Source organism: Pseudomonas sp. JL27(2026) (assembly GCF_056933555.1).
Window position 1 is genome coordinate 3,186,902 of the sequence record NZ_CM167794.1, and the last position, 22,959, is coordinate 3,209,860.

General features: G+C 57.8%; 37 protein-coding genes. 21 read left to right on the forward strand and 16 right to left on the reverse strand.

Annotation, left to right across the window (positions count from 1 at the left end; all coding sequences use genetic code 11):
* Positions 1-2 precede the first annotated feature (2 nt).
* On the reverse strand, positions 3-314 hold the full coding sequence (locus tag AC1Z1G_RS14395; protein WP_483620744.1) for a peptidase M48, Ste24p: 312 nt from the start codon (positions 312-314) through the stop codon (positions 3-5).
* Between the two features lie 261 nt (positions 315-575).
* On the opposite strand from AC1Z1G_RS14395, the gene AC1Z1G_RS14400 reads away from it, so the two are divergent.
* The gene (locus AC1Z1G_RS14400) at positions 576-827 is read left to right on the forward strand and encodes a hypothetical protein (RefSeq protein ID WP_483620745.1); all 252 of its coding nucleotides are present in this window, start codon (positions 576-578) and stop codon (positions 825-827) included.
* Positions 828-936: 109 nt separating this feature from the next.
* Here AC1Z1G_RS14400 and AC1Z1G_RS14405 read toward each other — a convergent pair whose 3' ends face one another.
* The 12 genes from AC1Z1G_RS14405 to AC1Z1G_RS14460 all read right to left on the reverse strand — a co-directional run bounded on the left by AC1Z1G_RS14405 (position 937) and on the right by AC1Z1G_RS14460 (position 7,733).
* Positions 937-1,608, reverse strand: coding sequence for a hypothetical protein (locus AC1Z1G_RS14405; RefSeq protein WP_483620746.1), 672 nt, complete (start codon positions 1,606-1,608; stop codon positions 937-939).
* A complete protein-coding gene (locus AC1Z1G_RS14410; RefSeq protein WP_483620747.1) occupies positions 1,605-2,216 on the reverse strand; it encodes a recombination protein NinG in 612 nt (203 codons plus the stop codon). Before AC1Z1G_RS14410 ends, AC1Z1G_RS14405 begins: the two co-directional genes overlap by 4 nt.
* On the reverse strand, positions 2,213-2,800 hold the full coding sequence (locus AC1Z1G_RS14415; protein ID WP_483620748.1) for a DUF1367 family protein: 588 nt from the start codon (positions 2,798-2,800) through the stop codon (positions 2,213-2,215). Before AC1Z1G_RS14415 ends, AC1Z1G_RS14410 begins: the two co-directional genes overlap by 4 nt.
* Positions 2,793-2,969: a hypothetical protein gene (locus tag AC1Z1G_RS14420; protein ID WP_483620749.1), complete on the reverse strand. Its 177-nt coding sequence runs from the start codon at positions 2,967-2,969 to the stop codon at positions 2,793-2,795. Before AC1Z1G_RS14420 ends, AC1Z1G_RS14415 begins: the two co-directional genes overlap by 8 nt.
* The gene (locus AC1Z1G_RS14425) at positions 2,969-3,472 is read right to left on the reverse strand and encodes a hypothetical protein (protein WP_483620750.1); all 504 of its coding nucleotides are present in this window, start codon (positions 3,470-3,472) and stop codon (positions 2,969-2,971) included. The genes AC1Z1G_RS14420 and AC1Z1G_RS14425 overlap by 1 nt, the downstream gene beginning before the upstream one ends.
* A complete protein-coding gene (locus tag AC1Z1G_RS14430; protein WP_483620751.1) occupies positions 3,469-3,819 on the reverse strand; it encodes a hypothetical protein in 351 nt (116 codons plus the stop codon). Before AC1Z1G_RS14430 ends, AC1Z1G_RS14425 begins: the two co-directional genes overlap by 4 nt.
* 9 nt (positions 3,820-3,828) lie before the next feature.
* Positions 3,829-4,326: a hypothetical protein gene (locus AC1Z1G_RS14435; RefSeq protein WP_483620752.1), complete on the reverse strand. Its 498-nt coding sequence runs from the start codon at positions 4,324-4,326 to the stop codon at positions 3,829-3,831.
* Positions 4,326-5,120 (reverse strand): hypothetical protein, encoded by a 795-nt coding sequence (locus AC1Z1G_RS14440; RefSeq protein WP_483620753.1) that lies wholly within the window; start codon positions 5,118-5,120, stop codon positions 4,326-4,328. The genes AC1Z1G_RS14435 and AC1Z1G_RS14440 overlap by 1 nt, the downstream gene beginning before the upstream one ends.
* Positions 5,107-6,039: a phage replication protein gene (locus tag AC1Z1G_RS14445; RefSeq protein ID WP_483620754.1), complete on the reverse strand. Its 933-nt coding sequence runs from the start codon at positions 6,037-6,039 to the stop codon at positions 5,107-5,109. Before AC1Z1G_RS14445 ends, AC1Z1G_RS14440 begins: the two co-directional genes overlap by 14 nt.
* A 39-nt stretch (positions 6,040-6,078) precedes the next feature.
* Positions 6,079-6,948 carry a Rha family transcriptional regulator gene (locus tag AC1Z1G_RS14450; RefSeq protein WP_483620755.1) on the reverse strand — a complete coding sequence of 290 codons (870 nt, stop codon included), beginning with the start codon at positions 6,946-6,948 and terminating at the stop codon, positions 6,079-6,081.
* A gap of 70 nt (positions 6,949-7,018) precedes the next feature.
* Complete coding sequence (locus AC1Z1G_RS14455; protein WP_483620756.1) at positions 7,019-7,489, reverse strand: YmfL family putative regulatory protein; 471 nt, start codon at positions 7,487-7,489, stop codon at positions 7,019-7,021.
* 64 nt (positions 7,490-7,553) lie between these two features.
* Positions 7,554-7,733 carry a Cro/CI family transcriptional regulator gene (locus tag AC1Z1G_RS14460; RefSeq protein WP_483620757.1) on the reverse strand — a complete coding sequence of 60 codons (180 nt, stop codon included), beginning with the start codon at positions 7,731-7,733 and terminating at the stop codon, positions 7,554-7,556.
* 109 nt (positions 7,734-7,842) lie between these two features.
* Between AC1Z1G_RS14460 and AC1Z1G_RS14465 the strand changes: the two genes are divergently transcribed.
* Entirely contained in the window at positions 7,843-8,496 is a 654-nt protein-coding gene (locus tag AC1Z1G_RS14465; RefSeq protein WP_483620758.1) for a LexA family protein, read from the forward strand.
* Here the strand turns inward: AC1Z1G_RS14465 and AC1Z1G_RS14470 are convergent, their stop codons facing one another.
* Positions 8,497-8,706, reverse strand: a complete 210-nt coding sequence (locus AC1Z1G_RS14470; protein WP_483620759.1) for a hypothetical protein — start codon at positions 8,704-8,706, stop codon at positions 8,497-8,499. It abuts the gene before it with no gap.
* 283 nt (positions 8,707-8,989) lie between these two features.
* Here AC1Z1G_RS14470 and AC1Z1G_RS14475 point away from each other — a divergent pair, with 283 nt between their 5' ends.
* From AC1Z1G_RS14475 to AC1Z1G_RS14550, 16 genes are all read left to right on the forward strand, one after another.
* Positions 8,990-9,184, forward strand: a complete 195-nt coding sequence (locus AC1Z1G_RS14475; protein WP_483620760.1) for a hypothetical protein — start codon at positions 8,990-8,992, stop codon at positions 9,182-9,184.
* 111 nt (positions 9,185-9,295) lie between these two features.
* Positions 9,296-9,598 carry a hypothetical protein gene (locus AC1Z1G_RS14480; protein ID WP_483620761.1) on the forward strand — a complete coding sequence of 101 codons (303 nt, stop codon included), beginning with the start codon at positions 9,296-9,298 and terminating at the stop codon, positions 9,596-9,598.
* Positions 9,591-9,944, forward strand: coding sequence for a hypothetical protein (locus AC1Z1G_RS14485; RefSeq protein WP_483620762.1), 354 nt, complete (start codon positions 9,591-9,593; stop codon positions 9,942-9,944). Before AC1Z1G_RS14480 ends, AC1Z1G_RS14485 begins: the two co-directional genes overlap by 8 nt.
* Before the next feature lie 178 nt (positions 9,945-10,122).
* A complete protein-coding gene (locus AC1Z1G_RS14490) occupies positions 10,123-10,371 on the forward strand; it encodes a DUF1654 domain-containing protein (RefSeq protein ID WP_483620763.1) in 249 nt (82 codons plus the stop codon).
* A 127-nt stretch (positions 10,372-10,498) separates the two neighbouring features.
* Entirely contained in the window at positions 10,499-11,071 is a 573-nt protein-coding gene (locus tag AC1Z1G_RS14495) for a hypothetical protein (RefSeq protein WP_483620764.1), read from the forward strand.
* A gap of 133 nt (positions 11,072-11,204) precedes the next feature.
* Positions 11,205-11,456 carry a DUF1654 domain-containing protein gene (locus AC1Z1G_RS14500; protein WP_483620765.1) on the forward strand — a complete coding sequence of 84 codons (252 nt, stop codon included), beginning with the start codon at positions 11,205-11,207 and terminating at the stop codon, positions 11,454-11,456.
* A gap of 659 nt (positions 11,457-12,115) precedes the next feature.
* Positions 12,116-12,313 (forward strand): hypothetical protein, encoded by a 198-nt coding sequence (locus AC1Z1G_RS14505; protein ID WP_483620766.1) that lies wholly within the window; start codon positions 12,116-12,118, stop codon positions 12,311-12,313.
* A 69-nt stretch (positions 12,314-12,382) separates the two neighbouring features.
* Positions 12,383-13,168, forward strand: coding sequence for a hypothetical protein (locus AC1Z1G_RS14510; protein ID WP_483620767.1), 786 nt, complete (start codon positions 12,383-12,385; stop codon positions 13,166-13,168).
* 770 nt (positions 13,169-13,938) lie between these two features.
* Positions 13,939-14,124, forward strand: coding sequence for a hypothetical protein (locus AC1Z1G_RS14515; protein WP_483620768.1), 186 nt, complete (start codon positions 13,939-13,941; stop codon positions 14,122-14,124).
* 25 nt (positions 14,125-14,149) lie between these two features.
* Positions 14,150-14,398 carry a hypothetical protein gene (locus AC1Z1G_RS14520; RefSeq protein ID WP_483620769.1) on the forward strand — a complete coding sequence of 83 codons (249 nt, stop codon included), beginning with the start codon at positions 14,150-14,152 and terminating at the stop codon, positions 14,396-14,398.
* A gap of 5 nt (positions 14,399-14,403) precedes the next feature.
* Positions 14,404-14,652: a hypothetical protein gene (locus AC1Z1G_RS14525; RefSeq protein WP_483620770.1), complete on the forward strand. Its 249-nt coding sequence runs from the start codon at positions 14,404-14,406 to the stop codon at positions 14,650-14,652.
* On the forward strand, positions 14,649-14,930 hold the full coding sequence (locus AC1Z1G_RS14530; protein WP_483620771.1) for a hypothetical protein: 282 nt from the start codon (positions 14,649-14,651) through the stop codon (positions 14,928-14,930). Before AC1Z1G_RS14525 ends, AC1Z1G_RS14530 begins: the two co-directional genes overlap by 4 nt.
* Before the next feature lie 61 nt (positions 14,931-14,991).
* Positions 14,992-16,158, forward strand: a complete 1,167-nt coding sequence (locus AC1Z1G_RS14535) for a coiled-coil domain-containing protein (RefSeq protein ID WP_483620772.1) — start codon at positions 14,992-14,994, stop codon at positions 16,156-16,158.
* Between the two features lie 53 nt (positions 16,159-16,211).
* A complete protein-coding gene (locus AC1Z1G_RS14540) occupies positions 16,212-17,201 on the forward strand; it encodes a RecT family recombinase (protein WP_483620773.1) in 990 nt (329 codons plus the stop codon).
* On the forward strand, positions 17,201-17,863 hold the full coding sequence (locus tag AC1Z1G_RS14545) for a lambda exonuclease family protein (protein ID WP_483620774.1): 663 nt from the start codon (positions 17,201-17,203) through the stop codon (positions 17,861-17,863). The genes AC1Z1G_RS14540 and AC1Z1G_RS14545 overlap by 1 nt, the downstream gene beginning before the upstream one ends.
* 2 nt (positions 17,864-17,865) lie before the next feature.
* The gene (locus AC1Z1G_RS14550) at positions 17,866-18,459 is read left to right on the forward strand and encodes a hypothetical protein (protein ID WP_483620775.1); all 594 of its coding nucleotides are present in this window, start codon (positions 17,866-17,868) and stop codon (positions 18,457-18,459) included.
* A gap of 23 nt (positions 18,460-18,482) precedes the next feature.
* On the opposite strand, the gene AC1Z1G_RS14555 is transcribed toward AC1Z1G_RS14550, so the two are convergent.
* Positions 18,483-19,115 carry a hypothetical protein gene (locus AC1Z1G_RS14555; protein ID WP_483620776.1) on the reverse strand — a complete coding sequence of 211 codons (633 nt, stop codon included), beginning with the start codon at positions 19,113-19,115 and terminating at the stop codon, positions 18,483-18,485.
* Positions 19,116-19,221: 106 nt separating this feature from the next.
* Between AC1Z1G_RS14555 and AC1Z1G_RS14560 the strand changes: the two genes are divergently transcribed.
* The gene (locus AC1Z1G_RS14560; protein ID WP_483620777.1) at positions 19,222-19,533 is read left to right on the forward strand and encodes a hypothetical protein; all 312 of its coding nucleotides are present in this window, start codon (positions 19,222-19,224) and stop codon (positions 19,531-19,533) included.
* On the opposite strand, the gene AC1Z1G_RS14565 is transcribed toward AC1Z1G_RS14560, so the two are convergent.
* On the reverse strand, positions 19,530-19,760 hold the full coding sequence (locus AC1Z1G_RS14565) for a hypothetical protein (RefSeq protein ID WP_483620778.1): 231 nt from the start codon (positions 19,758-19,760) through the stop codon (positions 19,530-19,532). The two genes, AC1Z1G_RS14560 and AC1Z1G_RS14565, sit on opposite strands and share 4 nt — an antisense overlap.
* A 116-nt stretch (positions 19,761-19,876) precedes the next feature.
* Here AC1Z1G_RS14565 and AC1Z1G_RS14570 point away from each other — a divergent pair, with 116 nt between their 5' ends.
* Together AC1Z1G_RS14570 and AC1Z1G_RS14575 are read left to right on the forward strand one after the other, a co-directional pair.
* Entirely contained in the window at positions 19,877-20,200 is a 324-nt protein-coding gene (locus tag AC1Z1G_RS14570; RefSeq protein WP_483620779.1) for a hypothetical protein, read from the forward strand.
* Positions 20,201-20,568: 368 nt separating this feature from the next.
* On the forward strand, positions 20,569-22,743 hold the full coding sequence (locus AC1Z1G_RS14575; RefSeq protein ID WP_483620780.1) for a DNA cytosine methyltransferase: 2,175 nt from the start codon (positions 20,569-20,571) through the stop codon (positions 22,741-22,743).
* Positions 22,744-22,959: the final 216 nt, after the last annotated feature.

The following is a 22,959-nucleotide window of genomic DNA, read 5'->3' on the forward strand; positions in this document are numbered from 1 at the left end:
GATCAGGCACTCCCGGTTACGCCGAACCGTCCTGCCAGCGCCTTGAGGCCAGGGATGATGTTCATCGCCAACAGGCCAATCAGAAAGGCCACGCCGTTTTGGGTGTCGCCATCTGGTGGAAGTCCGAAGTAGTGAACGGCAAGCGGTGTGGTGAAGATTGCCGACAGGAAGCCGGTGGCCACCGCCCAGAATGCCTGCTTACGCGTCAGGCCCTGCAACAGGGTCAGCGATACACAGGCACCCGCGAAACCAGCCACAGCTACGCCGTACTTCGCGATGAGCGCAGCCGCAGCTGTAGATGCTGGTTCTGCCATTTTTTACTCCAGAAATGAAAAAGCCCCAGCGAATGCTGAGGCCATGAATATGCGAATAATTTTCACCACTATCACCCACTCGGTCTTGTCGAGCAGACGGTGCAATAGATCCACGCGCTCTACTTCGGAGGTCGGGTACTAGCCCTACGTAACATTTGCTTACGCTCGACGCCCTTCGCGTCCCTTGAACTCCTTCACTTACAACCCTAGATCATGAATTGTCGGCACAAAACCAGCCCGCCAACCAACTAAGGATCTGCCATGAAGGTATATTTCTACGCCTCGTCCAACGCCAAAGGGAATACAACTCACCTGGTTCGCACGGCCGAAACACCATTCACGAGCCTCCCAAGCGCAACTCAGGAATTCTACAAAGACGCCGAGGGAAAGGAGATCGACATAAATCCAAACGATCTGACAAGCCGCTGGTGGCTCTGCAAGGAACTCGTCGACAACCTTCGTTCGAAGGGCTGGGACGCATGCGTTTGGGCCCGTGTTAACGGTATGGCCTAAACAAAAAACCCGGCTCAGTGGCCGGGTTTCTTTTCATCATTCCTCGTTACGCGCAGAAATGACATGATGGGCGAATAATCGGCGAACCGGCATGTCCTGTCAACAGAATCTATGCGGCCTCTTCCTCGTCAAAAAACACGCCCTCACTGGACAGCACCCACTCCGCTTCCATCAAGGCCTGATCAACCAACTTATCCAAGCCCTTGTTTATCTTCCGCCTCCAATCACGGCGAGTCCGCTCCGGAGTTCCGTCCAGATCCCAGGTGTTCATGTCGTAGTTATGCGCAGGGAGAATGATCACGCCTTCGCACGGCAAGTCGTCCCTTAGTTTCAGCCTCTCATTGACAGCGCGCTCAGCTTTCGCGACGGCCTTCTTACGCCATTCAGGAGCCTCCTCGTCAACCTCGATCGAAACACTTGCCGATGGGATTCGCCTAACACCGCCAAGCTCTGGATACGCCCAGGCAGTGACTGCCTTGGTCAGGAATAGTCTTGGGGCTGGCGATGACACCATCGACATAATGCGGCCGATCGCACCTACTTTGGAGCCCATGTGAGTGGAATAGCGTGCATTCAAGGCCGTCCAATGTTTCGGCTGAAGGCAGGAATGCAACCGGCCAAACACCCAGCAGTCAGTGAGGAATGCAGCCTCCTTTCCAACGATCTCCCCTTTGAGCTTGCTGGTCTGGACCTTTGGCTCGTAATCACACCCGCCTGCGCTATTGATCGTCTCAGACGCCAGTGCGCGTATTACTGCGGAAATTACATTTCGATAGATCAAGCTACAGCCCTCTTCAGTTCCCTGGACATTGCCCGGTACTTGGCCTTCATGGCCTTCAATTCTTCTATGGTGTAACGCTGGGCCTGATGAGGCCCTTCAAGCCATTCAACCCGCTCGGCGCCGATACGCTTCACCAGCTCAATGCGGTAGTTAACGATGTCGCCGGACTTGTGGTTGTTGCACGGTGCGCACTGCTTGTGGACGTTCAGCGGCTCGAAGCGCAACTCGGGGTTCGCACCCACCGTGCGGTAGTGCCCGGCGTGGTACTGGCCTTCGTGGTGCCGGCCGCAGCTCACGCACGGCAGCGCGGCGTCACGCAGGCGGATCCATTCGTTGAACACGACCTGCGTTTCGCGCAGGTGGTCGGCCCTGTTCTTCAACTTTTCTTTGCGGACCTTGATCTCTTTGCGCTCGATATCGGCCAGGGCCTTACGAGCGCTTGCCTGGCCCTTCTCTGACTGCCCGTGAGCGATGGCGCACTCGATCTCCCCGCATACGGCTTGCGAGGCGCGTGCAGGTGTAAACATCACTCGGCATGACGGACAGCGCTTTCGGCGCGCTCCGCCGGACGTGAGCGGAGTTTTGCGCTGTAGTGGAGTGCGCTTCATGCGTAACTCCCCAACTGATCAGCCGCAGAAAGCGCGTCAGCTTCATTCTCAAAGTGCGCAGACAGCACCAACCGCCAGCAGGCGTTGAAGACGTCGCGATACAGTGGCTCAAAGGCGGTGTCGTCCATGTTGGCCCAGCTGATGGACTTGGCTTCTTTACGAATACCCTCAGGCGTGTGCACCAGGTGGAAGTGGCCAGCTTCAATCGTCACCCACTCACGAAATGCCTCACGGCTCTTGTCGACTGCTGGGAAGCGTTCGGCCCGCGCCGCCTCAAGACCGACGATGTACGCCGCGACCGCATGCGAAAGCTGCCCCGGCTTGCCGCTCTGCGCCTCAAAGAACTTGGCCAGCCCCTGAATGCCGCGCATCTCCTGGCGCGGGATCAGGCCGCCGACCGGTTCCCAGTACTCCCAAGCCAGATCGAGCATGGAGAAAAACTTACCGTGGAATTTACCGTTGCGCATCCGGGTGAACTTGCCGTGGATGACTTGGCCAGCCTTCCACTTCTGGACAGCTTCGCGATCAGCCTCGGTGGCTGGTACCAGGCCCTGGGCAGTGCGGATTAATGCGAGCTCAGCCACGGGTCACCCCCTGCACAAAGCCTTCGATTGCTGCACCAGCAGCCACCACCGCAAAAAACAGCGGAAGACTCCAGATCGTGACTCCGCCAATCCAGGCGCAGCCAAAGGCAGCCATCATGGTCAGGTACTGCCAGTAACTGATGGTTGGAGCAAACAAGAATTGGCGCATCAGTTCGCCTCCTTTCTCATGGCGGCATCGATGGCGATGGACTCATCTACCTGGGCGTCAAGGTGTCCCTCTGTCATGTCCTCCCAAGATTGGCCAGGGGTGTAGATCGCATAGTCGCTATCAACGCTGCGCAAAAACCGATACCGCTCTGCGTCCTTGCGCAGCACTTCGTTCTCAGCCTTGAACTGGTCACGCTGATCCGCAATCCTGATAAGCGCCTCATCGTACTGATTGGCCTGGGCCCTCCGATGCGCCACGAACCCCGTTAGCCGCTCGTTCTCAGCGATCAGGGCCAGGACCATCGCAGGCTTTGCAGCAAGTACGAAGTCCGCGTAGTCCTTGTTCTGCGCCATGAAGTCAGGAAATGATCGATTCTGATGCACATCAAAGACGATGCCGTTGTCGTTGCGGATGTACAGCGCGCCGTGACTGGGCATGAAGCGAAGCGGCTGATGCTGCTGGCAAGCCTCGGCAATCGCTTTCAAATCCCGGAAGTCATTCATTCAGCGAACTCCTTGAGCAGTTGGCGAGCGCCCATGACGGCACCCTTGTCGCCAGATGTGCGGCTAATGTCCTTGAGCCATTCCAGCATTCGGGTGTTCTGGGCTTTCAGGTCGATGACCATGCCAAGCAACTCATCGCCATCGGCGTTCATGTCGGCCTTGAGCGCTTTACCAATCGCGCCCATGTCCATGCAGGAGGCCAGCAGCATGCGTTGGCTGCGCTCCAGATCAGCGATCAGTTCAAGTGCCGCCGTCGGGGTACACACCATGTTCCACAGGTCTTCCCTGAGGGGGAAAGCGTCGTTAACTTCCTGGGCCAGCCGTTTCAGTTCGCTGTAATCGGTCATGGCGGCCCCTTAAATACTTTTCAGAAGCGATTGCAGCTGCTTCAGCTTGTTGGCCGCTTCAGCGTTGTCCTCACGCTCCGCCTCAACCGAAAGCGCAACCTCTTCGATCCGCGCTGCCAACTTCTTCATGCGCTGACCGACCTCCTCGGAAAGACTGATCACCTCGCCAGAGAGTGCCGCCAGAACATCCAGGGCGCCTTCGGACTTCTTGATCGAAACAACGGTCTGTTTGGCTACCTGAGTCACGGCTTGCTCCTTCTTGGTTTTTGGGGTGGCTGCGTCACGCTGAAATTTTCCGCCTGCTGGCTCCCGGATAAGTCCGGCATCTTTAAGCTCGCCAAGGGCGCGGCGTATGGCATATGCCGAGGCGCCAGTTGCATTGGCTGTCAGGACGGCGCTGTGAATATCGTGAGCGCTCCAGCTCGCTTGGATTGGCACGTAGCCAAAGACCTTCTGGGCGATGGAGGATTGGCCGGCGAGCATCTGTTGCTGTCTTGCCTGGTTCATCAGAAAACCTCCTTGCGCTGCGCAGCCGCGACAATTTCCCGAACCCGGCGCTTACGCAGGTACGTGTTGACCCGATCGGCCTGGACCTTCTTGCGCTTTTCCCGAGCCTGCCGAGCCTTCGCAGCGACAACGATCGAACGCACTTCGGCTAGCTTCTCGCGGATCTTTGGCGAAGCCTCATGGACCTCACCGGTCAGCAGCCCTGCGATGGCTTGGCCATCCTGTGTAATCGGGGTGATACGCAGGTCCGTCAGGTACTGGGCGCCCTGCTCTTGCGGGATCAGCTGCATGCGGACTGCGGATTCGATGGCGACCACGCGACGGGTCTGATCGAAACCCAGTGACACCCGCCAGTGGGCCGGCGCTGCTTCGGCGCGCGCCTGAGTCACCAGCCGTTCGTAAGCGCTGATGAACGCCATTCGCGCCCCCACCTTGTCGCCGAGCCGGAGAATCGGCTGAGCAGCGGTCATCGCTTGCTGAATCTCGGTGGTCATGACGACGGTCTCTGCTTCGTCACTGCCCATCAGGGCAATGGACCAGGCCTCATCCTTGCCCGGGCGGCCATCGGCAGCCTGGACACGTTGCAGGATGACCGCGAGGGTCAGCTTCCCGGCGACTTCACAGCGGCAGGCTTTCAGTGCACCGCGAACGGCGGGAGCCGGGTAAGCCGACAGATCCTCAGCCATCAGCGCGGCGGCGTTCGGACTGATCTCCTGCCCCATGGCTTCAGCTGTGGCACAGATGGCCGCCGCCAGCCCAGCAACCTGTTCGTCGGTCATTTCAAAGGTATTCATTGCGCTCTCCTGCCTGGCGTTTGGCCAAGACCAGTTGAGCCGCTTGCTCGGCGGCGGACAGGTTGGCCTCGGTGCGCTCCATCTGGCGGGCGGTGGTCCCGTTCATGCGCTGACCGGTCACCCACTGGGTGTGATAACTCTCGGCGTTGGCCAGCAGCTCGTTGAGGCTGTGGCACTTGCGCAGAACGGCGGCATCGCCGGTTTTCAGGTAGTGGGCTGCGACGTGGTGGGCGACATCCGCACCGAGGCGGTCAACCAGTTGGCCGAGCTGGCCACCGACCTTGGCGTTCCACACCGGCCAGGTGTTGTAGCGTTTGCGGTAGGCCATGGCGTAGTTGGCCCAGGCCTTGAAGGTTTTGCAGGTCTGGTCTTTCGGCCCTGGCATGTCGACCGGGATTTCAACCCGTGGTGCTTCGGTGCGATCAAGTACCACCAAAGCGCTGGGCGGGGCCGGCTTGTCCGGGCCGCTCTGCAAAGTATCTGCCGTAGTCTCTGGAGTAATCTCTGCTGTAGTCTCTGTAATAGCTTGCGGGTTTACAGCAGGCTTGCTTGCAGGCTTCTTGCGTCCTTGTTTGCGGGAATCCTGCAAACTGGATTGCGGGAAATCAGCAGACAAGTTTGCGTGAATTGCGGCGATGTTCACCCGGTAGAAAAGGCGGCAAGGCACGCCCTTTTTCATCTCCTCAAGCGCACCAGCCTTGATCAGTTTTTTACGTGCACTCTCCTGCTCGGAACGAGTCATGCCTGTCTCCGCCTCCCATTCCTCCATGGTCTTGTAAAACCATCCCTCGGCGTTGTCCGTGCGATTGGACCAGTAGATTGCCTGGGACAGCATCAGTGCACCGGTGATACCCACACCGAGCGTCACAAAGGCCCGCTGAAAGGCGATGGGACGATCCAGCAACTCCTGGAAGGTCATCCCGTCACCTTCTGATTGATCGTGATGGTGTACTGCATGTCAGGCGGCCGCCTCCACGGCCTTGATATGGCAGAACTCACCATTCCAGGCAGCCTTCATCGGCAACTTCTGCTTCATGTACAGATCATGCAGGCGCTTGGCGCCATCCTTCAGCAGCACCGGGGTGTACTTGAGGAATGGGTCTTTGCCTTCCTGCTCGATAGTGGTCACGCGCTCGGTGAGGTACTTGTCGCGTGCCTGGCAGCCAACCCGGTACTTCACGGAGCGCTTCGAATCACGCTCGGCGTTGTAGATCCAGTTGCGGGCCAGCAACGCGTTGTTGATCTGCTGGCAGTTCACACCGTTCAGGCGCTTGCAGAATTGCGTCGGGGTCATGCCGGCTTGAAAGATCGACTCAAGGCTGGCGATCTTCTCGGCCTGCTGGTGGTTCAGAATGGCCAGTGCAGTGTTCTGCTCTTCCAGATCGGCAGCCAAGCGCAGGGCATCGGCCCGGGTCTGCGGAACGGTAAAGCCCTGCCCGCGCACAAGGTTCCAGAATGCTTTGACCAGGGTCTTTTTGAATTCGCGAACGATAGGGCCGTTGCGCATGTAGGTCATGAGCAACGTGGACTGCTGTTCGTTGAGCAAAGCGATCTCTCGCGTCTGCGCGCCGCCGGCAGTATCAAAGGGTCGGATTTCAAATCCGACCCTTCCGAACTCTTCCAGATCGGCCTGATAGGTGCGGACCAGCTTGATGACGCTGGCGTGATCGACCTTGCAGCCTTGGGCAATTGCCAGCGTGGTGGTGACGGCTTCGCCATCGATCACCGACACGATGCCGATGAAATTCGTACGCGACACGTTTTGCGAAATCGGAAAACGTGTCGCGACATGGTTCGGGGTATTGCTGATGGTGATTTGTGTGTGCATACTCGGCTCCACAAGTTGTACTGCTATTGAAAAAGCCGGGATTGCGCCCCGGCTTTTTTGTGTCTGAAATTCAGGCTCTTGCCCTGTGCAGCTCGATCACTGCCCCTACCGTTTCGAGGCTCGCCGCCATGTACTTGGCATGCATTGCCCGGTAGCGCTTTGCTTCAGTGTCATCCATCTCCCCGTCCGCCAGGGCGCTCTCGACAAAGCGGTCCATTTCGCCACGCAAAACAGACTCATGAAGCGAGCGCTGATACAGGTCGATGTTTTCGAGGTGACCGGATTGCGGCAGGCGCACGAATACGCCGCCGTACATCGCGCAGATGTAGTCCGGCAGGAAGGTGGTTTTGGCTTCGGTTTCGAGTGCGCAGATTTCGTCGTCGGTGAGCGGTTTAACGCCGGCCGACTCGTAGATCCGGTTTTTGAAGCGCTTGAAGTTTTCCGTGCCGAGAAATTCTGAGGCGCAAGGAAGGCCGCCCGGGAAAGCGTTGGCAGAGGCAATGACTGCCTTCCGGCGGGTGTCTAGCACTGGCGACTTCATGGTCTAGTTTTTCCTTGGTTCAATTGCGGTCAAGATGGCTTCAATGGATGGGCAGGTTGGAGATTCAGGCGACCTGAGGTTTGCGCTCGGCCTTGAACTTTCCCTTCGAAAGAACCTGGATTTGGTACTGGCGAGATTCTGGAATCGTCTCTCCCCACATGGTCACGGCGCTCGGACGAATGCCCAGCGCTGCTGCCAGCTTTTTCTTACTACCGAAGAAATCGGCGACGTCATGCGTATTCATTTCGCATCCTCATTCGAGCGTTACGCAATTTCAGCATGCTGAAGTTATTGCGTCAACGAGCATTTAAGCATCCTGCATACTTAAATTCAGTTAACTTAATATTGAGCGCATGGATAGACACGAACGTATTGCCCGAGCCATCGCGCTAAGCGGGAAAAAGAAAGGTGAAATTGCCGCCCTTTGCGGAGTCGCGAACTCGGCCGTCACTCAGTGGATCTCTGGCGAGAGCAAGAGCCTTCGGCCAGAAAATCTCTATGCTCTGGCTAGAGCGACAGGGTTCCGCGCTGAATGGCTTGCCATTGGCGAGGGGGCAGAGACCGAGAAGTCCGAATCGAATGTTGGCGAAACTCGCCAGCCCATCGAGTCATTCCGCTACCCAGTAATTAGCTGGGTTGCCGCGGGCGCCTGGGCTGAAGCGGTCGAGCCATTTCCGCCCGGCTTCTCTGATCGATACGAACTATCGGATTACAACTCAAAAGGTCCAGCGTTCTGGCTTGAGGTCAAGGGCGACTCGATGACATCGCCGGTAGGCATGAGCATTACTGAGGGCACGTTGATCCTGGTCGACACCGAAGCCGATGTGCAGTCCGGGAAACTGGTCGTCGCGAAACTTGCTGACAGCGACCAGGCGACATTCAAGAAGCTGGTAGATGACGGTGGTCGGTGCTTCTTGAAGCCGCTCAACCCGGCCTATCCTATTGAAATGTGTGCGGAAAATTGCCGGATCGTCGGCGTTGTCGTCAGAGCACTACAGAAACTCTAGTCATCTGGCACGACAGGGATCTATAAGGTCTTTCGCTGAAGGGCAGTCTATATCGTCAATGCTGGCGACCTGACTCTCCCAGGAGATGCATCGCTCAAGCGCGAGCTTGATACGGGCACGCTCAGCATCGAGGCTGGCGCCAGAGTCAGCCATTTTTAACAAGTTTTTGAGTGCGCCAAACACTCTTTCTTTTGGGGTCATTTCGGTCATGTCTGAACGTCCTGAAATTAGACTGGGTCAGTGGATAGTTATCGGCCAGATCCGCGCCGTTGTTTCAACGATACACGAGCAGCCGCAGAGGCTTGGTGACTGCGAGGTGGTTTTTGACCCGCAGAAACCAACCAATCGGGATGCCGAATGGTGTGATGGCGCCTGGAGATTCGTTGACTCGCCTGACTTCGGTGGATATGCCGAGTCAAGCGACCGGCTGCGTAGGTTCGTAACGATACTCAAGGCTGGATACTAAGCTGAACCAGTTTGCAGGAAGGTCACCATGTCACTCAACAAGCCCAACCAAGAGCTGCGCGGCGACCTCAAGAGGGTTTCATTTAGCCTTGAGCAGGCCTGCGTCGACCTGGGGGCACTGGCGCAGCGGATTGGTGACGCCGACGCTCTGGCAGTGATGTGGAGTTGGTCGGCATACTCTACGAGGGTGCGGATCGGCTTGTGGCGCTTGCTGATGAGGTGAAGTCGGGGAGGATTGCGCGGAGCAAGGCTGAGTAGGCGCCTGGATTGGCGCGGCGGAATTCCGTAAGGGCTCGAAGAGCGAAACATCGGAGTGGAAAATGGAGTTAGTACAGTGGAAGACGGCGAGGATACAGCTGTAAGGCTCGGACCTGAGCATTCAGAGCCAGCCTATATGTCAGACATTATCAATACGGTTGATCCAATCATGGAGACCGTCATGGCCTTAGCCAAGGCCGTACTGGAAATGGCAGTGGCTGGCAGAGGATCTGATGACGAAGTTTTCCGGGAGGCATCCCATCGCGCGTTCTCGCAAGTCGGTGAGGCCATTGAAGGGATGAAGCGAGTTCACTTGGAGATAGATCATCTGAGTTCTCGGCCGCCATTGGGCGATGAATCAGGAGGCGCCAATGAGTGAATCGATCAGCAGCCTGGAAAATAGCTGGAATGAGGCTCAGCGGGCCGAGGCTATAGCCAGGCATGACAAAAACAAAAAAGAACGCAATACTGGAAATGGAAACCCACCAGGAGGCGATGACTTGGAAGCGCGAGTAGCAGCACTTGAGAAAGCGATCCCGGAAATTAGGGAAAAGCTTGCTGTGATCTCGGGAAAAGTCGAGTCCATTGAAAAGCACGCTGCCACCAAAGCGGATTTGGCAACCACTGAGTTGAATCTCATAAAGTGGTATGTGGGTACCGCTTTTGCCATGACCGGTCTTGCAAGTGCGATCACCTTCGGACTCACCCGACTCCTATCACAGTAACTGGATTTCTATCCATGACTAAGGCCCGGCCAGTCGCCGGGCTTTTTACACTTTCAATTTCAGATTTGACCCAAGAGCCGACACCTGCCGGCTTTTTGTTGCCCGCTCATTCTCCTCGGCTTGCCAATAGCCCAGCCATCTTTATACTGTATATCCAAACAGCATCTCGAGCACACCCATGGCCAAGAAAGCCGCCGCACCAAAACCACCCTCCTCCTACGAGCTGCTTGGCGCTCGCATTCAGAAGATCATCAACTCAACTGGTGCGCAGACCTCGAAGCGAGCTGTCATCTACAAAACTCCAGACGAGTCGCCAGATGATTGGGCTCAGCTACTTGAGGATATCGCTGAGGCGGACAACGTAACCGTGGCGCACCAGGAAGATGGTGGAGTGCAGATTTCTTGGGTTGTGCCCAAGGAAGATTGACCGAAGCTGAATAGACGAAGCCCGCCGAGTGCGGGCTTTTTTGCGTCTGCGCTCCCGGCCCGCCTCTCGCCGTGGTAGCTATGCGCCACGAGTGGTAAAGTTTCCGACCAATTACGGGAGGGATCCAATGAAAGGCTTTGGCAAGGTCATACTGTTCATAGGGGTGTGCTGGGCGGTGTTCGCGCTCAACATGGATGTTTCAGTGTCGACCGGTTCCGGCGGCAGAGTGAACAACCTGGGGCTTATGGCTGATAGGCAGATTCACACCATACTCGGCGGGATCATTGCCCTGGCCGGCCTGCTGATGATTCTGCTCTCTGGGAAGTCTGCACAAGCTACGACGGCAATTGAATGCAACTCTCGCCCATGCCCTATGTGCGCAGAGACAATCAAGAACGCCGCCGTCAAGTGCAAACACTGTGGCGCAGATGTTGAGCCAGTTGCAGCGCTAAGACTTAGGAATGGTTGGGTGGCTTCCATCCCTTGCAAGCCCGAAGAGGTTGATCGACTCCATGAGGCAATCCACTCCCTGAGTCTGCCCCTGGTCAATATGACGGAGGGAGCATGGGGTGTCGGGCCTTACGAATCAAAAGGCGATGCTCGCGATGCTCTGGCCAAGCTCCAAGAAAACTACAAGTTTTATGGCGACATCCTCTACAGAGATTCAGTTAGCGGGAAGTACCCGCCCATCATTGACTGATTCGCCAGCCTAACCAGAGCCCGCCTAGCGCGGGCTTTTTTATGCCTGCTCGACACCATACTCGCATGCTGATCTTGCCAAATTATGGCAGGAGCAATACTGTACATACATACAGTTAAGCAGGGAGCCGTAAATGCCGCAAATCGTAATGGCCACGCCACAAGCCAGAAATTGTTATGAGCTTGTTGGTCGGCGCATCCAACGCTTGATTGCCACACCTAACGTTCAGAAGACTCAGATGGTTACCGTTTCTAGACAGGAAGATGAGAGCGTTGAAGCCTGGCAGCAGATCCTTCAGGAAATCGAAGATACCGTTGGCGTTCGCATAGATCACCTGGAAGGCGGTGCCGTAAGGATTGGATGGCGAGAATACTGCGAAGCATAAGAGAGAGCCCGCCATTGAGCGGGTTTTTTATCGCCGGCTATTTAAGCATTCTGAATTAATTTATTCAGCATGCTTGACTCATTAATTTCAGTTTGCTTAAATCAATTTCAAGCCAGCACATCACAGGCCCCGCAGCGAAAGCCGCGACGCTCTTTAACAACCCAACCGTAGAAAGCTTGATGGATCAACCAGGCATTGACGCACCAGGGGCGTGGGCGAATCCCACCCAAGGTGCGCCGTATTGCTCGGCCCATCAGCCAAACCGTAAACGTATGGAAAGAAATCATCGCCCAGCCGGAGGTGGCGAGTAACACCGGCCAGAAGTACCTGTTTCAAAATTAGCGCTCTGAGCCTCGGCTATGAGGAGCGCCGGACCTCATGCACCCTGCCCCACTCAGTCGGGCATTCAGAGCTGTAGCGTGCATGTTGTAAGGACCTGTGATCCGTGGCGAACAGATGCTGTTTGACGCCACGGGGAGGAAGCTCGAAGCCCACCCAAAGACAGCCAGCCCTGCAATCAGCAGCGGGCAACGGGCGCAAGACATCGCTGATGCAACAACCCCGGTCCGACGCCAGTAGCGGGACCGGGGAATTTTGGAAGGTTTCACTGATGCACCTGGTTACCCGGGTGCATTGGGAAGACAACCAGGAGAGACCGCATGACCGAAACAGCGCAACAACTCATCCGCTGCCGTAACTGCGGCGCCGAAGCACCCGCCAGCCAAATGGAGTCGCGCGAAATCACACAGCGCGGCCGCAACCCTTACACCAACAAAGCCGAACTGCAGTTTTCGAACTTGATGTTCTGCAAGGGCAAGCCATGCGGTTCCCATTACCAGATGGGCTGCGAAGGCTGACAGATTTCACTGGCTGGCCTTGGCAACAGGGCCAGACGGGAAATCAACCGATCAAGCACGGAGCATCAAATGAGCGAACAAACCCTTCAAGCGCTGCTTGCCGAGCGCGTCACTGCATACGCCCAGTCCGACCGCCCGCGTGAACTGATCGACGAGGGCATCGAGAAGCTGTTCAAAGAAGTTGTGAGCGACACCTTTCGCTCCTACGGCGACTTCGGCGGAGCAATCAAGGAAGCCGTCAAGTCTGCACTGCCGGCCAACGTCACCGACATGTTCGAGCTTCAGCGCTACAACGCCCTCGTCGCCAACGCCCTCAGCCAGCGCTGGGAGCAAGCGGCCATGGGTTCGCTCATCTTGGAGCGCGCCGAAAAGTCCATAGCTGATGTGCTCACCGGTGAGGGCCTGCTGACCGGCGAGGTTTCGTTGAAGAAACTGCTCGACGAATTCGTGGAGCACCACAAAGAGAGTGCCGCCGAAGGCCGATGGGAGCGCCCGGAAATTCGCGTTGAAGAAGGCGACGGCAGCTACTCCCACAAGACGATGCACATCTACTTCGATCCAGAGCCGGAAGACAGTTACCGGAGCAGCCATTACTCGTCTTCCTCGCGCAGCAACTACAGCCTGAAACACGCACTGCACATCAGTATCAAGGGCGAGCGTGAAACCGGCGACCGCTGGAAACCGACCTTGGCGTTTGGCGAGGTCTACAGCGCCAAGCTGGATGACAAGAAGATCGCTATCGACATGCAGGTGTATTCGAAGTGGGAGCGAATGTTGGCATCCCTGTACTTCGGCAACGCACTTCTGGTGATCGACTGCGACCCAGATGACCTGAGCTACGGGCTCTACGACTGAGCAACCAGCACCACGTCAGCCTGACGATAACTGCCCGAGCACCTGGTACTCCCCAGCACCAGGCTGCATCGGAGTGTGATCTAACCCAGACCCGTTTTGCCCGACCGTTGTCGTGGCATCGCTTCACAGTGGCGGTTAGATCACACCCCGATGCGGACGAAACTGCGGCCTATAACCGCCCACCTGCATCAAATCCCAGAATCGGTTGTTATCGAGCGCTGGCGAACTGGACACGGCCGTGGAACTCGGCGCCGGAGACGTGACCGGCAAGCAGATGCGGCGTTGAAAGCTGGGTTGAACGCTTCGGCGGCCCTGGAGAAACGCAGGTTAGCAAGGCGCCAGCTTAGCGTGGCTGCCCCTCCGAGCGGTCGTCCCGAAAGGGTCCGCTCTCGCCGGATTCGCGACCGGCCATCTGCACCCACCTTACCCCGACACCGCCCGCATGCACTCCCCTCCGCGCCCAACGGCAACCAGCGGAACGGATGAGTGCAGCCGAGTTTTGTTGGATCAACCAAATACTGGAGGTCGCCATGAGCGATTTCGGATATTGCGAAGGCGAAACCTGCAATCGCGAAGGATGCGATGGGGTTGTCGATCTACGGCCACCCGAGAACTGCAGCTGCCACCTGGGTGCGCCTTGCGGTGAATGCACATCGGATCGGATCTATTGCGCTGAGTGCGATTGGCGCTCTGCCGACGACCCGTTGGTTCGGCAGGACTTATCGGCAATTCACTTGGGCTCTCTGCCTTACGTGGAGACAAAACGTCGAGTGCTTGATCCGACGAAGATCGACTACGTCTGCAAGCTGCACTCCAGCAGCTCGATGATCAAGGAAGGCGTTTACCCGCAGAACCTTACTCGAGACGAAGTTGAAAAAGCTGTGCGAGGGACGTTTGGCGGTCGGTTCGAGCGATTCAGCGACGGCCACTTCAAGTACATCGCCTACACCGACTAAACAACCCGCCACTCTGGAGGCGACCATGCACCCAAGTGTTCAGCTCGGCAACGAAGTTCGCGCAGCTCTGCGCATTCGCTTCACCACCGCCACCGCGGTGCTTTACGAAATGATCGGATTGGATAAGCCGGTGGATATGCCGCGCTTTGTCGTCCGCCACGCTGGTCGCGAATTCTTCCATATCGTGGACGTCCAGACCGGCAAGGTCCGGGGGTATCACCGCGATCACAACAAAGCTTGCGCCCTGGCGCGCCGGCTGGAACAGCAGGAATAGTCACCATGGCAACCAGCTACGCAGACAGTGCTCAAGCCCGGGAGTGGGACAGGCGCTACGACGCTTGGGGGCGTGAGAAGAGGCCGCTGCCTGACGAATTCCATGACTACGAGGATGAGGCACTGAAGCGGACCCAGGCTCTGGCAGATCGTACCGCTCGTGAACTGGACGAGCGCAAAGCCAGTGCCAAGCGTGTCGCCGCCGCAACAGATTCGATTGCCGAATTCTGGGGATTGAAGGAAAAGCCAGCATGAGCGTCCAGCAACGCGACCACCAAACAGCAATCGGATGGATTGAGGGCGAGATCGACAACATGATCCGCGACCTCGGCAAGCCAAACGCTAGCTCGGCGGCAACGTCGGTCATCACCCTGGCCTACTTGTTGCGCGTCATCGACGACAACGAGCACCGGCGCTACAGAGTGCGGATCGACGAGATCTACGCCAGCTACAACGAATCGATCAAGCAGGGAGCTACAGCAGAACATTATCTCCCTCCTCGCCTTTTTGATGCTGCTCAGCATTCTCGCTGATCGCGACACTCAATAACCCTCACCTCTTTCAAGGCTGCGCGCCGCGCGGCAAGGAACTGTCATGTCCGCAAATACCAAACAAGCACACGTACAAGAACCGCTCGAAATGAGCGAAACCAGCGACGCGCAAAAATCTAACGCTGTAGCCCCTGCGGTAGCCGTCACCGATATCGCCGAATATCGCCCACACGAAGAACAGATCGTTCGTCTGGAGACCACTTACGCGAAGCTGGTCGTTGACTGCTCGACCAGCGAAGGCTTGGCGAATGCGAAGGAAGTCCGGGTTGATATCCGCGACGTGCGCTACGCCCTGGCAAACACCACCAAGACGGCACTCGTGCCCTATCAGCTGAAAGTCAAAGATGCCCAAGCTCGCGTCAATCAGGTTAAGGAGTTCGGCGAGGCGCTGAAAGATCGTGTGCTGGCAATTGAAACGCCTGTCGACGAGGCAATCAAGGCCGAGGAAAAACGCGTAGCTGACGCCAAAGCCGAGCGCGAGCGTGTTGAGGCTGAACGTGTCGAAGCCATCCGGGCAAAGATTACCCGCTTCAGCTCTGTCGCTGCCGCATATGCAAGCCGCAGCGCTGCCGATGTGGCGGCCATTCTGCAAGGCGTCAAGGAATCGGTGATCCTGCCCGAAGAATATGCCGAGTTCGAAGCTGAAGGCACCATCGCCCGCGACAACGCTATTGATCAGCTTGAAACGCTGCACAAGTCTGCCGTTGAACGAGAAGATGCTGCCGCCAAGCTGCTGGCCCAGCAGAAAGAACTCGACGAGCTGCGCGAGAAGCAACGCATTGCCGACGCTGAAGCTGAGGAGCTGCGCAAGCAGCGGGCCGAGGAAGACCGCCTGCGTTTGAAGAAGCAGCAGGACGATCTGGACCAGCAGCGCCGCGACATGGAAGCACAGCAACGCCAACAGCGTGAGCAGCAGGAAGAGCAACAGCGCCAGCAGCGCGAACGCGACGCGCAGTATCAACGTGACCAGGAAGAGCTGGCCCGTCTGCGCGCCCAGGCTGCGGCACCAGTTCCAGCTACCCCAGTGGCTGCCCCTGCGGTCGCAGAGAAGGCCGAAGTCACGCCTATCAGCGCGCATGCAGCTGCTGCTGAATCCGACGACGTAACTACGACCGCCCCATCGGTTGACGACATTGTCGAGGTTGTAGCCCTGGGCTTCGACGTGGACCTCGACACTGCTCGCGCCTGGCTTCAAGCCATCCGCTTCTAACCACCCTTTCCATCTAACGGCCGTCCCACTCCTTGTCGGCCACGGAGAGCGCAATGACTGACTCAGACACCCAAGCCCCAACTGGCCTTGCCACATACCACGATCCATCGCACAACGCAGCGGCGCTCATTCTCGACCCGGGCACCATGAAGTCGATGAGTGACCTCGCACTGATGATGTCGAAAGGTGTGACAACAGTCCCCAAGCATTTGAAGGGCAATCAAGCTGACTGCATGGCGGTCGTGCTGCAAGCGATGCAGTGGCAGATGAACCCATTCGCTGTTGCGCAGAAGACGTTCATCGTCAACGGCGGTGCGTTGAGCTACGAGGCGCAGCTCGTCAACGCAGTAATCACCGCCAAGGCACCAGTCAAGGGTCGCTTGAACTTCGAGTGGTTCGGCGCTTGGGAAAACGTCATCGGCAAGATGCGCGAAGTCACCAGCAAAACGAAGAAGGACGAGGACACTGGCGAGTTCAAGAAGTACCGCGTTCCGGGCTGGAGCTTTGACGACGAGAAAGGTCTCGGGATCAAGGTTTGGGCCACCTTCAAAGGCGAAGACGAGCCGCGCATTCTGGAACTTCTGCTTACCCAGGTGCGCACGCGGAACTCTACGCTCTGGGCTGAAGATCCCAAGCAGCAAATCGCCTATTTAGTGACCAAGAAATGGGCGCGGCTGTTCTGCCCTGACGTCATCCTCGGCGTCTACACGCCAGATGAGTTCGAAGACTCATACGGTGGAGAAATCGATATCACCCCTGTGAAGCAGGCAGCGAACACTGCGGCCGTCTCCAGCGTTTCGTTCGGCCCGAAATCCCCATCGCCGGAAATCGACGGTGTATTCGCCGACCTTTTGGCTGTCGCGAAACAGCAGGACATCGAAGCCTATGCGACAGCTTGGGCCGGTCTCAAGCCGAAGCAGCGCGCAGCGATCGGCCTGGAGTGCCATGAAGCGCTCAAGGCCATGGCGGCAACTGTTGATGGCGACTTCACCGAAATCACTGGCAACCACGAAGGTCTGTCTCAGGCCGAGGAAGCGGCGTAGTGAGAACGGAACTTCAGGGCACTGAAAAGTGGCATGCGGACCGATCTGGCCGAGTGACAGCCAGCCGGTTTAAAGATGTGATCGCCTGGGGGAAGCCTGACAAAAATGGGAAGCGCGAGCCGATGGGGGCTCGCACCTCATACATGCGCGAGCTTTGCTTCGAGCGACTGGCGAAGAAGTCCAAGCACAACGTCAGCAGCGCATCCCTGAAATGGGGTCACACCGAGGAGCAGAAGGCTCAGGACGCCTACGAGATGTTGACCGGCAACATCGTCATCCCGTCAGAGTTCATCGTCCATCCGAAGTACGACTGGCTCGGCTGCTCGCCAGACGGCCTGATCAACGATGACGGTGGTACCGAGTCTAAGTGCCCTTTCAACGAGGCGATACACGTCAAGACTTGGCTCGAAGGCATGCCCGAGGAACACATGCCGCAGGTCCAGGGCTGCATGTTCGTTACGGGCCGGAAGTGGTGGGACTTTCTGTCATTCGATTCTCGCCAAGATGAAGAGTGTCAGCTTTACATCGAGACGATTCACCGCGACGAAGACTACATCGCCAACCTGCACAAAGAACTGGTCCAGTTCAATCTGGAACTGAATCGCATGGTTGATGAAGTCGCGGACAAGGCCAGGGCTCAGGCCCATCGTTTAGGAGCTTGATCATGATCAGCAACCATCTCAGCATGGTCGAGGCAATGCGCCCGGCCTCGGATGCATTGGCAGCTCAGGTCGCCCAATATCTGGCGGCCGGCGGCCACATCGAAGAAGCGGCACCGATCGGCTACAAGCCCAAGCCGGTCAGCTACAGCAATCAGATGCCGCCGGTGCCAAAGCCTTTTGTTCGACGTAGGGTTGAGGCGGCCCCGCTGCCCATGGCGCCTATGGATATTCGCGTGGAACAGCGCAAGAAGAAGGTCGAGCAGGCGCTGGCTATGTGCGCTACGCACACCCAGACCGAAGTTGCCCAGGCGCTAAAGGTCAGCAGGCGAACCCTCTGCAATATCGCCAGCGAGTACGGCATCAAGTTCAAGAAGACCTCCCGCGGCGGTAACTACAACGCGGAGCACCTTAAACAGCTCGATCATCGCGACGCCCAGTACGCCGAACGCATCAAGGCCTTCCTTGAACTAGGCATCACTCGACGGCAGGTCTGCGGCAAGCTCGGAATCGCCAACAAGACCCTGGAGCGGATACTCACCAAATACGGTATCGACTACCCCGTGGCGCGCAAAGGCTGCACTTCATGCGTCGCATAGCCCGTATCAAGCGATGTAGCAGTTCACTTGTCCAGATTCAGTAGATCGTTCATCCGTAAGCCAATTATTTCCCGCAACCAAGCAGTGTGAAACTCCATTTCTTCCAGAGAAGTACCCTCAGCCAATCGATATTCAAACTCCTTGTCCCTCGGCCCCTGACACACGACGCTAAAATAGCCATGACGGTCATAACTGGCTAACACGTAAGGGCTGATACAAATAATGTCGCTAAATGGAACCTGCACTTCGGTGGGCTTACGACCGCGACGGGTGACCGTGAGGGTAAGCAGTTGCTGGTTTTCGTCGAACGTGAAGGCCAGCACTCTAGCGGCAGAGGAAATCCACGCGAAGACCAGCCCCATGAGCACAACAGAACCAAGCAGCATCAGAATGAGCGTCGACATTGTGAGACTCGACTCATCGCTGTACGGTTCATCTTGCATCGCGTCAAACCCGAGAAGGAGCAGTATCGTCAGCACTAAGCCGGGCAACAACCAAAGCACCACAAAGCTGAAACCCAAAATGGCCGCACCCGTGCTGCCAACGGTCAGTAAGTCCGGGCCGCGATGCCAAATAGGGGGGTGAGCGGCTGGGCTTTCAGTGTTTGACGCGACTTGAGGCGTTGCGACGCGGTGAGGCGGACTTTGACGATTCATCTAGCAGGCTCCAGGGGTGCTGCGTAGACATTACCATTACTGCCGGACAATCTGACCCAAGGGCGCTAACGAATGGGCGTACACACCGGAATTAAAGAGGCTGGCCATGGCGATGGATCAGCAGGTTCGATCTGCGAATTGCAGCAAGAGGCGGAAAGAGCGCGGCGAGGAAGAATTGCGGCACCGTGTTCGACAGGGCGAAAAGCAGATGCTTGCCGATCTCATGGCCTGGACTGAGGACACCGAGCAGGCATCAGTAATGGCCGGCTCCCTGCGCTACGTTCACTCCCTCGGTCCGGACGGAGCAAGAGAGGCGCTACGTTCGCGCCACAAAATCGAAGTTAACGAAAGCGTGGCGGCAGAACTCTATGTTCTCGGCCAGCGCCAAGCATCACGGCTCGACGCCGAAGAGGCTTAGTGCGATTGCTTGCTGGCGATATCCAGTGCTTTTGCCCGTAGATACTGATACGCCAACGCATCATTCGCCCACGGTCCAGGGTAGTCAAAAACCACTGTCCAGCCACTTGGATAGTGCGCAGTAATGCCAACTCGTTTGGGCTTGTCATCTTCGTTTCGGCTTGAGATCCCGCAGATGAGTTCGTAGCCGTTTATGTCGAGGCTGAAGGCTTTGCCATTTGAATTCATTTTTCTTGATTCCCTAAAAGTCAAGATGGAATTCTACCCTATTAAAAAAAGCCTGCTTGAACCCATCCACCTGTCGCATCCGGTCACGGAGGGCGGCGCCTGACTGGAGATAACCCATGGGATTACCTGTAACAGCTCTCAGCGATGAAGAGCTGATTCACTACGCAGGAATCGACGAAGACGCGCAGATCGAGATGGCGCGACGCTCAGTGTCCTTTCGCGGAACCTATCTCAGCGAAATCAACACGCTCGAACAACAGGTTGCTGATCTCGAAGAGCAATTGGAGGACGCAGAAGAAAGCAGCGTAGGAGCAGACGATCTTCAGGAATGCATACAGCGGGTGTACGACCTTCTGAAGAATCACGGCGAGATGAACGCCGGCGAAGCGGTCGAGGCCATTGATGCAGCGTTGGGCGAAATGTCGGATTTCGCCCGCTGACCCGCCCTCACCTATTGCGTTTAGATCTGGCAGGCAGCGCGCCGCACAATGATATGCAGCACGCTGCCGACATCAGCCTTTCTTACCTGAAGGAGCATTACCCCGGACGCCGCCTGAAGGGTTTGGCGTTGTACTCGGCCAGTTACCACCTGGTCCTGGATGACTCGAAGGCCCACGCGACGAGCCGCCGGATCCTTTGCTCGATCCACCAGGGCTGCCTGAGCTTTTACCACCTCCACCTTTGGACATGATGATCTCCTCGGTAATGGGAACCACCCATCAAGAGTAGGTCATCGCGGGTGCGCACCCACGCCCCGCCTGTCCGGACACCCACTTCAACGAATCACGCCAGTCGGCGAGGATCCCCTATGTTCGCTCACCAGAAGATGCACGCCGCCAACTTTAAAACCCAATACGGACTTGGCTTCAACCCTCAGGACGATGAAATCGTTGTCGACTTCTTCTGCGGTGGCGGCGGTGCCGGAACCGGGCTGGAGATGGGCCTGGGCCGCGCGGTGAATGTCGCCAAGAACCACAGCCCTCAAGCGATCAGCATGCACACCGTGAATCACCCGGGCGCCGCGCACTACACCACCGACGTGTTCGACGGTGATCCTGATACCGAGTGCGGTGGCAAGGCCGTGGGCTGGTTCCATATGTCGCCGGACTGCACCCATCACAGCCAGGCCGCTGGCGGTCAGCCGCGCAAACGCGAAATTCGAAACCTGTCGTGGATCGGCCTGAAGTGGGCCGGCAAGAAGAAGCCCCGCGTCATCAGCCTGGAGAACGTGAAACAGATCCTCCAGTGGGGGCCGCTGATCGCTAAGCGCTGCAAGGACACTGGCCGGGTCGTAAAGCTGGGCGGCGGCATTGCCGAGCCGGGTGAGGTCGTGCCGGTAGGCCAGCAGTTCCTGGTGCCCGACCCGAAGCGTCGCGGTCAGACCTGGGCCACCTTCGTCGCCGAACTCCAGCACCTGGGCTACGCCGTTGAATGGCGTGTGATCAAGGCCTGCGACTTTGGCGCACCCACCAGCCGCGAACGCCTGTTCATGATCGCCCGCTGCGACGACCAGCCGATTGTCTGGCCAGAGCCGACACACGCAAAGAACCCGGCCAAGGGCCAGAAAAAGTGGCGCACCGCCGCCGAATGTATCGATTGGACGATCCCGAGCCAAAGCATCTTCGGCCGCAAGAAGGACCTGGCCCCCGCCACCCTGCGGCGGATCGCCAAGGGCATGAAGAAGTTCGTCATCGATGCCGCTGACCCATTCATCGTGCCGATTGCGAACTGGTCCGGCGAAAGCGTGCAGTCAGCGCATGACCCGCTGCGCACCGTCACCTCCTGGCCACGCGGTGGCTCGTTCGCCATGGCCAGCCCGATCATCGCGCCAGCCACGCATCAGGGCAGCGACCGGATCAACGACCCACACGCCCCGCTGCCGACGGTGACCTGCGCCAACCGCGGCGAACTGACGATGATCAGCCCGGTGATGGTCACTGCCGCGCACGGCGAGGGAAAACCCGGCGGCGTGCAACGCTGGGGCGACGGCAGCAAATCGGCCGCTGATCCACTCGGCACCGTAACAGCCAGTGGCGGCCATTCAGTCGCCACGGCCGTGCTGGTTGGCGCCGGAGGTCCAGAGTTCTCCGGCAAGCCGGCGGCCCTGAATCAGCCCGCAGGAACACTGATGACCCAGAACCACCGGGCAATTGCCGCTGCGCACCTGGTGAAGTTTCGGTTTGCGGACGAAGGTAAGGCGCTCAACGAGCCACTGCCGACCATCACCAGTGGCGGCAACTACCAGCGCCCGGCCGGCGCTGCGCACGCCATGGGCATCTCGACGGTGTTCATGGCCCAGATGAATGGCGGCTTCAACACCACCGCCGCCAAGAGCATTACCGACCCCATGACCACGGTGACCAACACCGGCAGCCAGCAACAACTGGTGACTGCCAACCTGGTGCACCTGCGCGGCAACTGCGATGCGCGGGACGTGGCCGATCCGTTGCACACTATCAGCGCTGGCGGTACTCACCACGGATTGATGACCGCCTTCATGGAACGCCAGTTCGGCGCCAGCGTTGGCCAGGGCGTGAATGAGCCGGCACCCACCATCACGGCGGGTGGTGGAGGGAAAAGCTCGCTGGTCGAGCTGCAACTCTCGCCCGAGGTTGAAGCCGGCGCGCTGCGGGTCGCGGCATTCCTGATCAGCTATTACGGCACCGAGAACGTGAGCGGCGCCGCCGAACCAGCACCGACCATCACCACCAAAGACCGCCTGGCGCTGGTCACCGTGACCATCAAAGGCACGCCGTACGTGATCGTCGACATCTGCCTGCGGATGCTACAACCGAACGAGTTGTACAAAGCTCAAGGCTTCCCCGCCGACTACATCATCAGCCACGGCGCCGACGGCAAGCCGTTCACCAAGACTCAACAGGTCCATATGTGCGGGAACAGCGTCAGCCCTCCCCCGATGGCTGCATTGGCTCGGGCAAATGATCCATGGCGGATGACTGAGCGGCAGGCGGTTGCGGCCTAAAGGCGCTCCCAGTTCCGAGTGTTGTCGTATTTGCTGTGGCACATCAGGCAAATCGCATATACCGAAGGATCACACGGGGTATCTGATGCCCACGACTCGGTTGAAACCCTCATGTATCGGGTGGAAACGCATTTGAGACTGCAATACCCCCGTATTAAAAGCTCTTTTGGAACATTCGCTGCATATTTCGGCATTTTCATCTGGAAAACCCTCCCT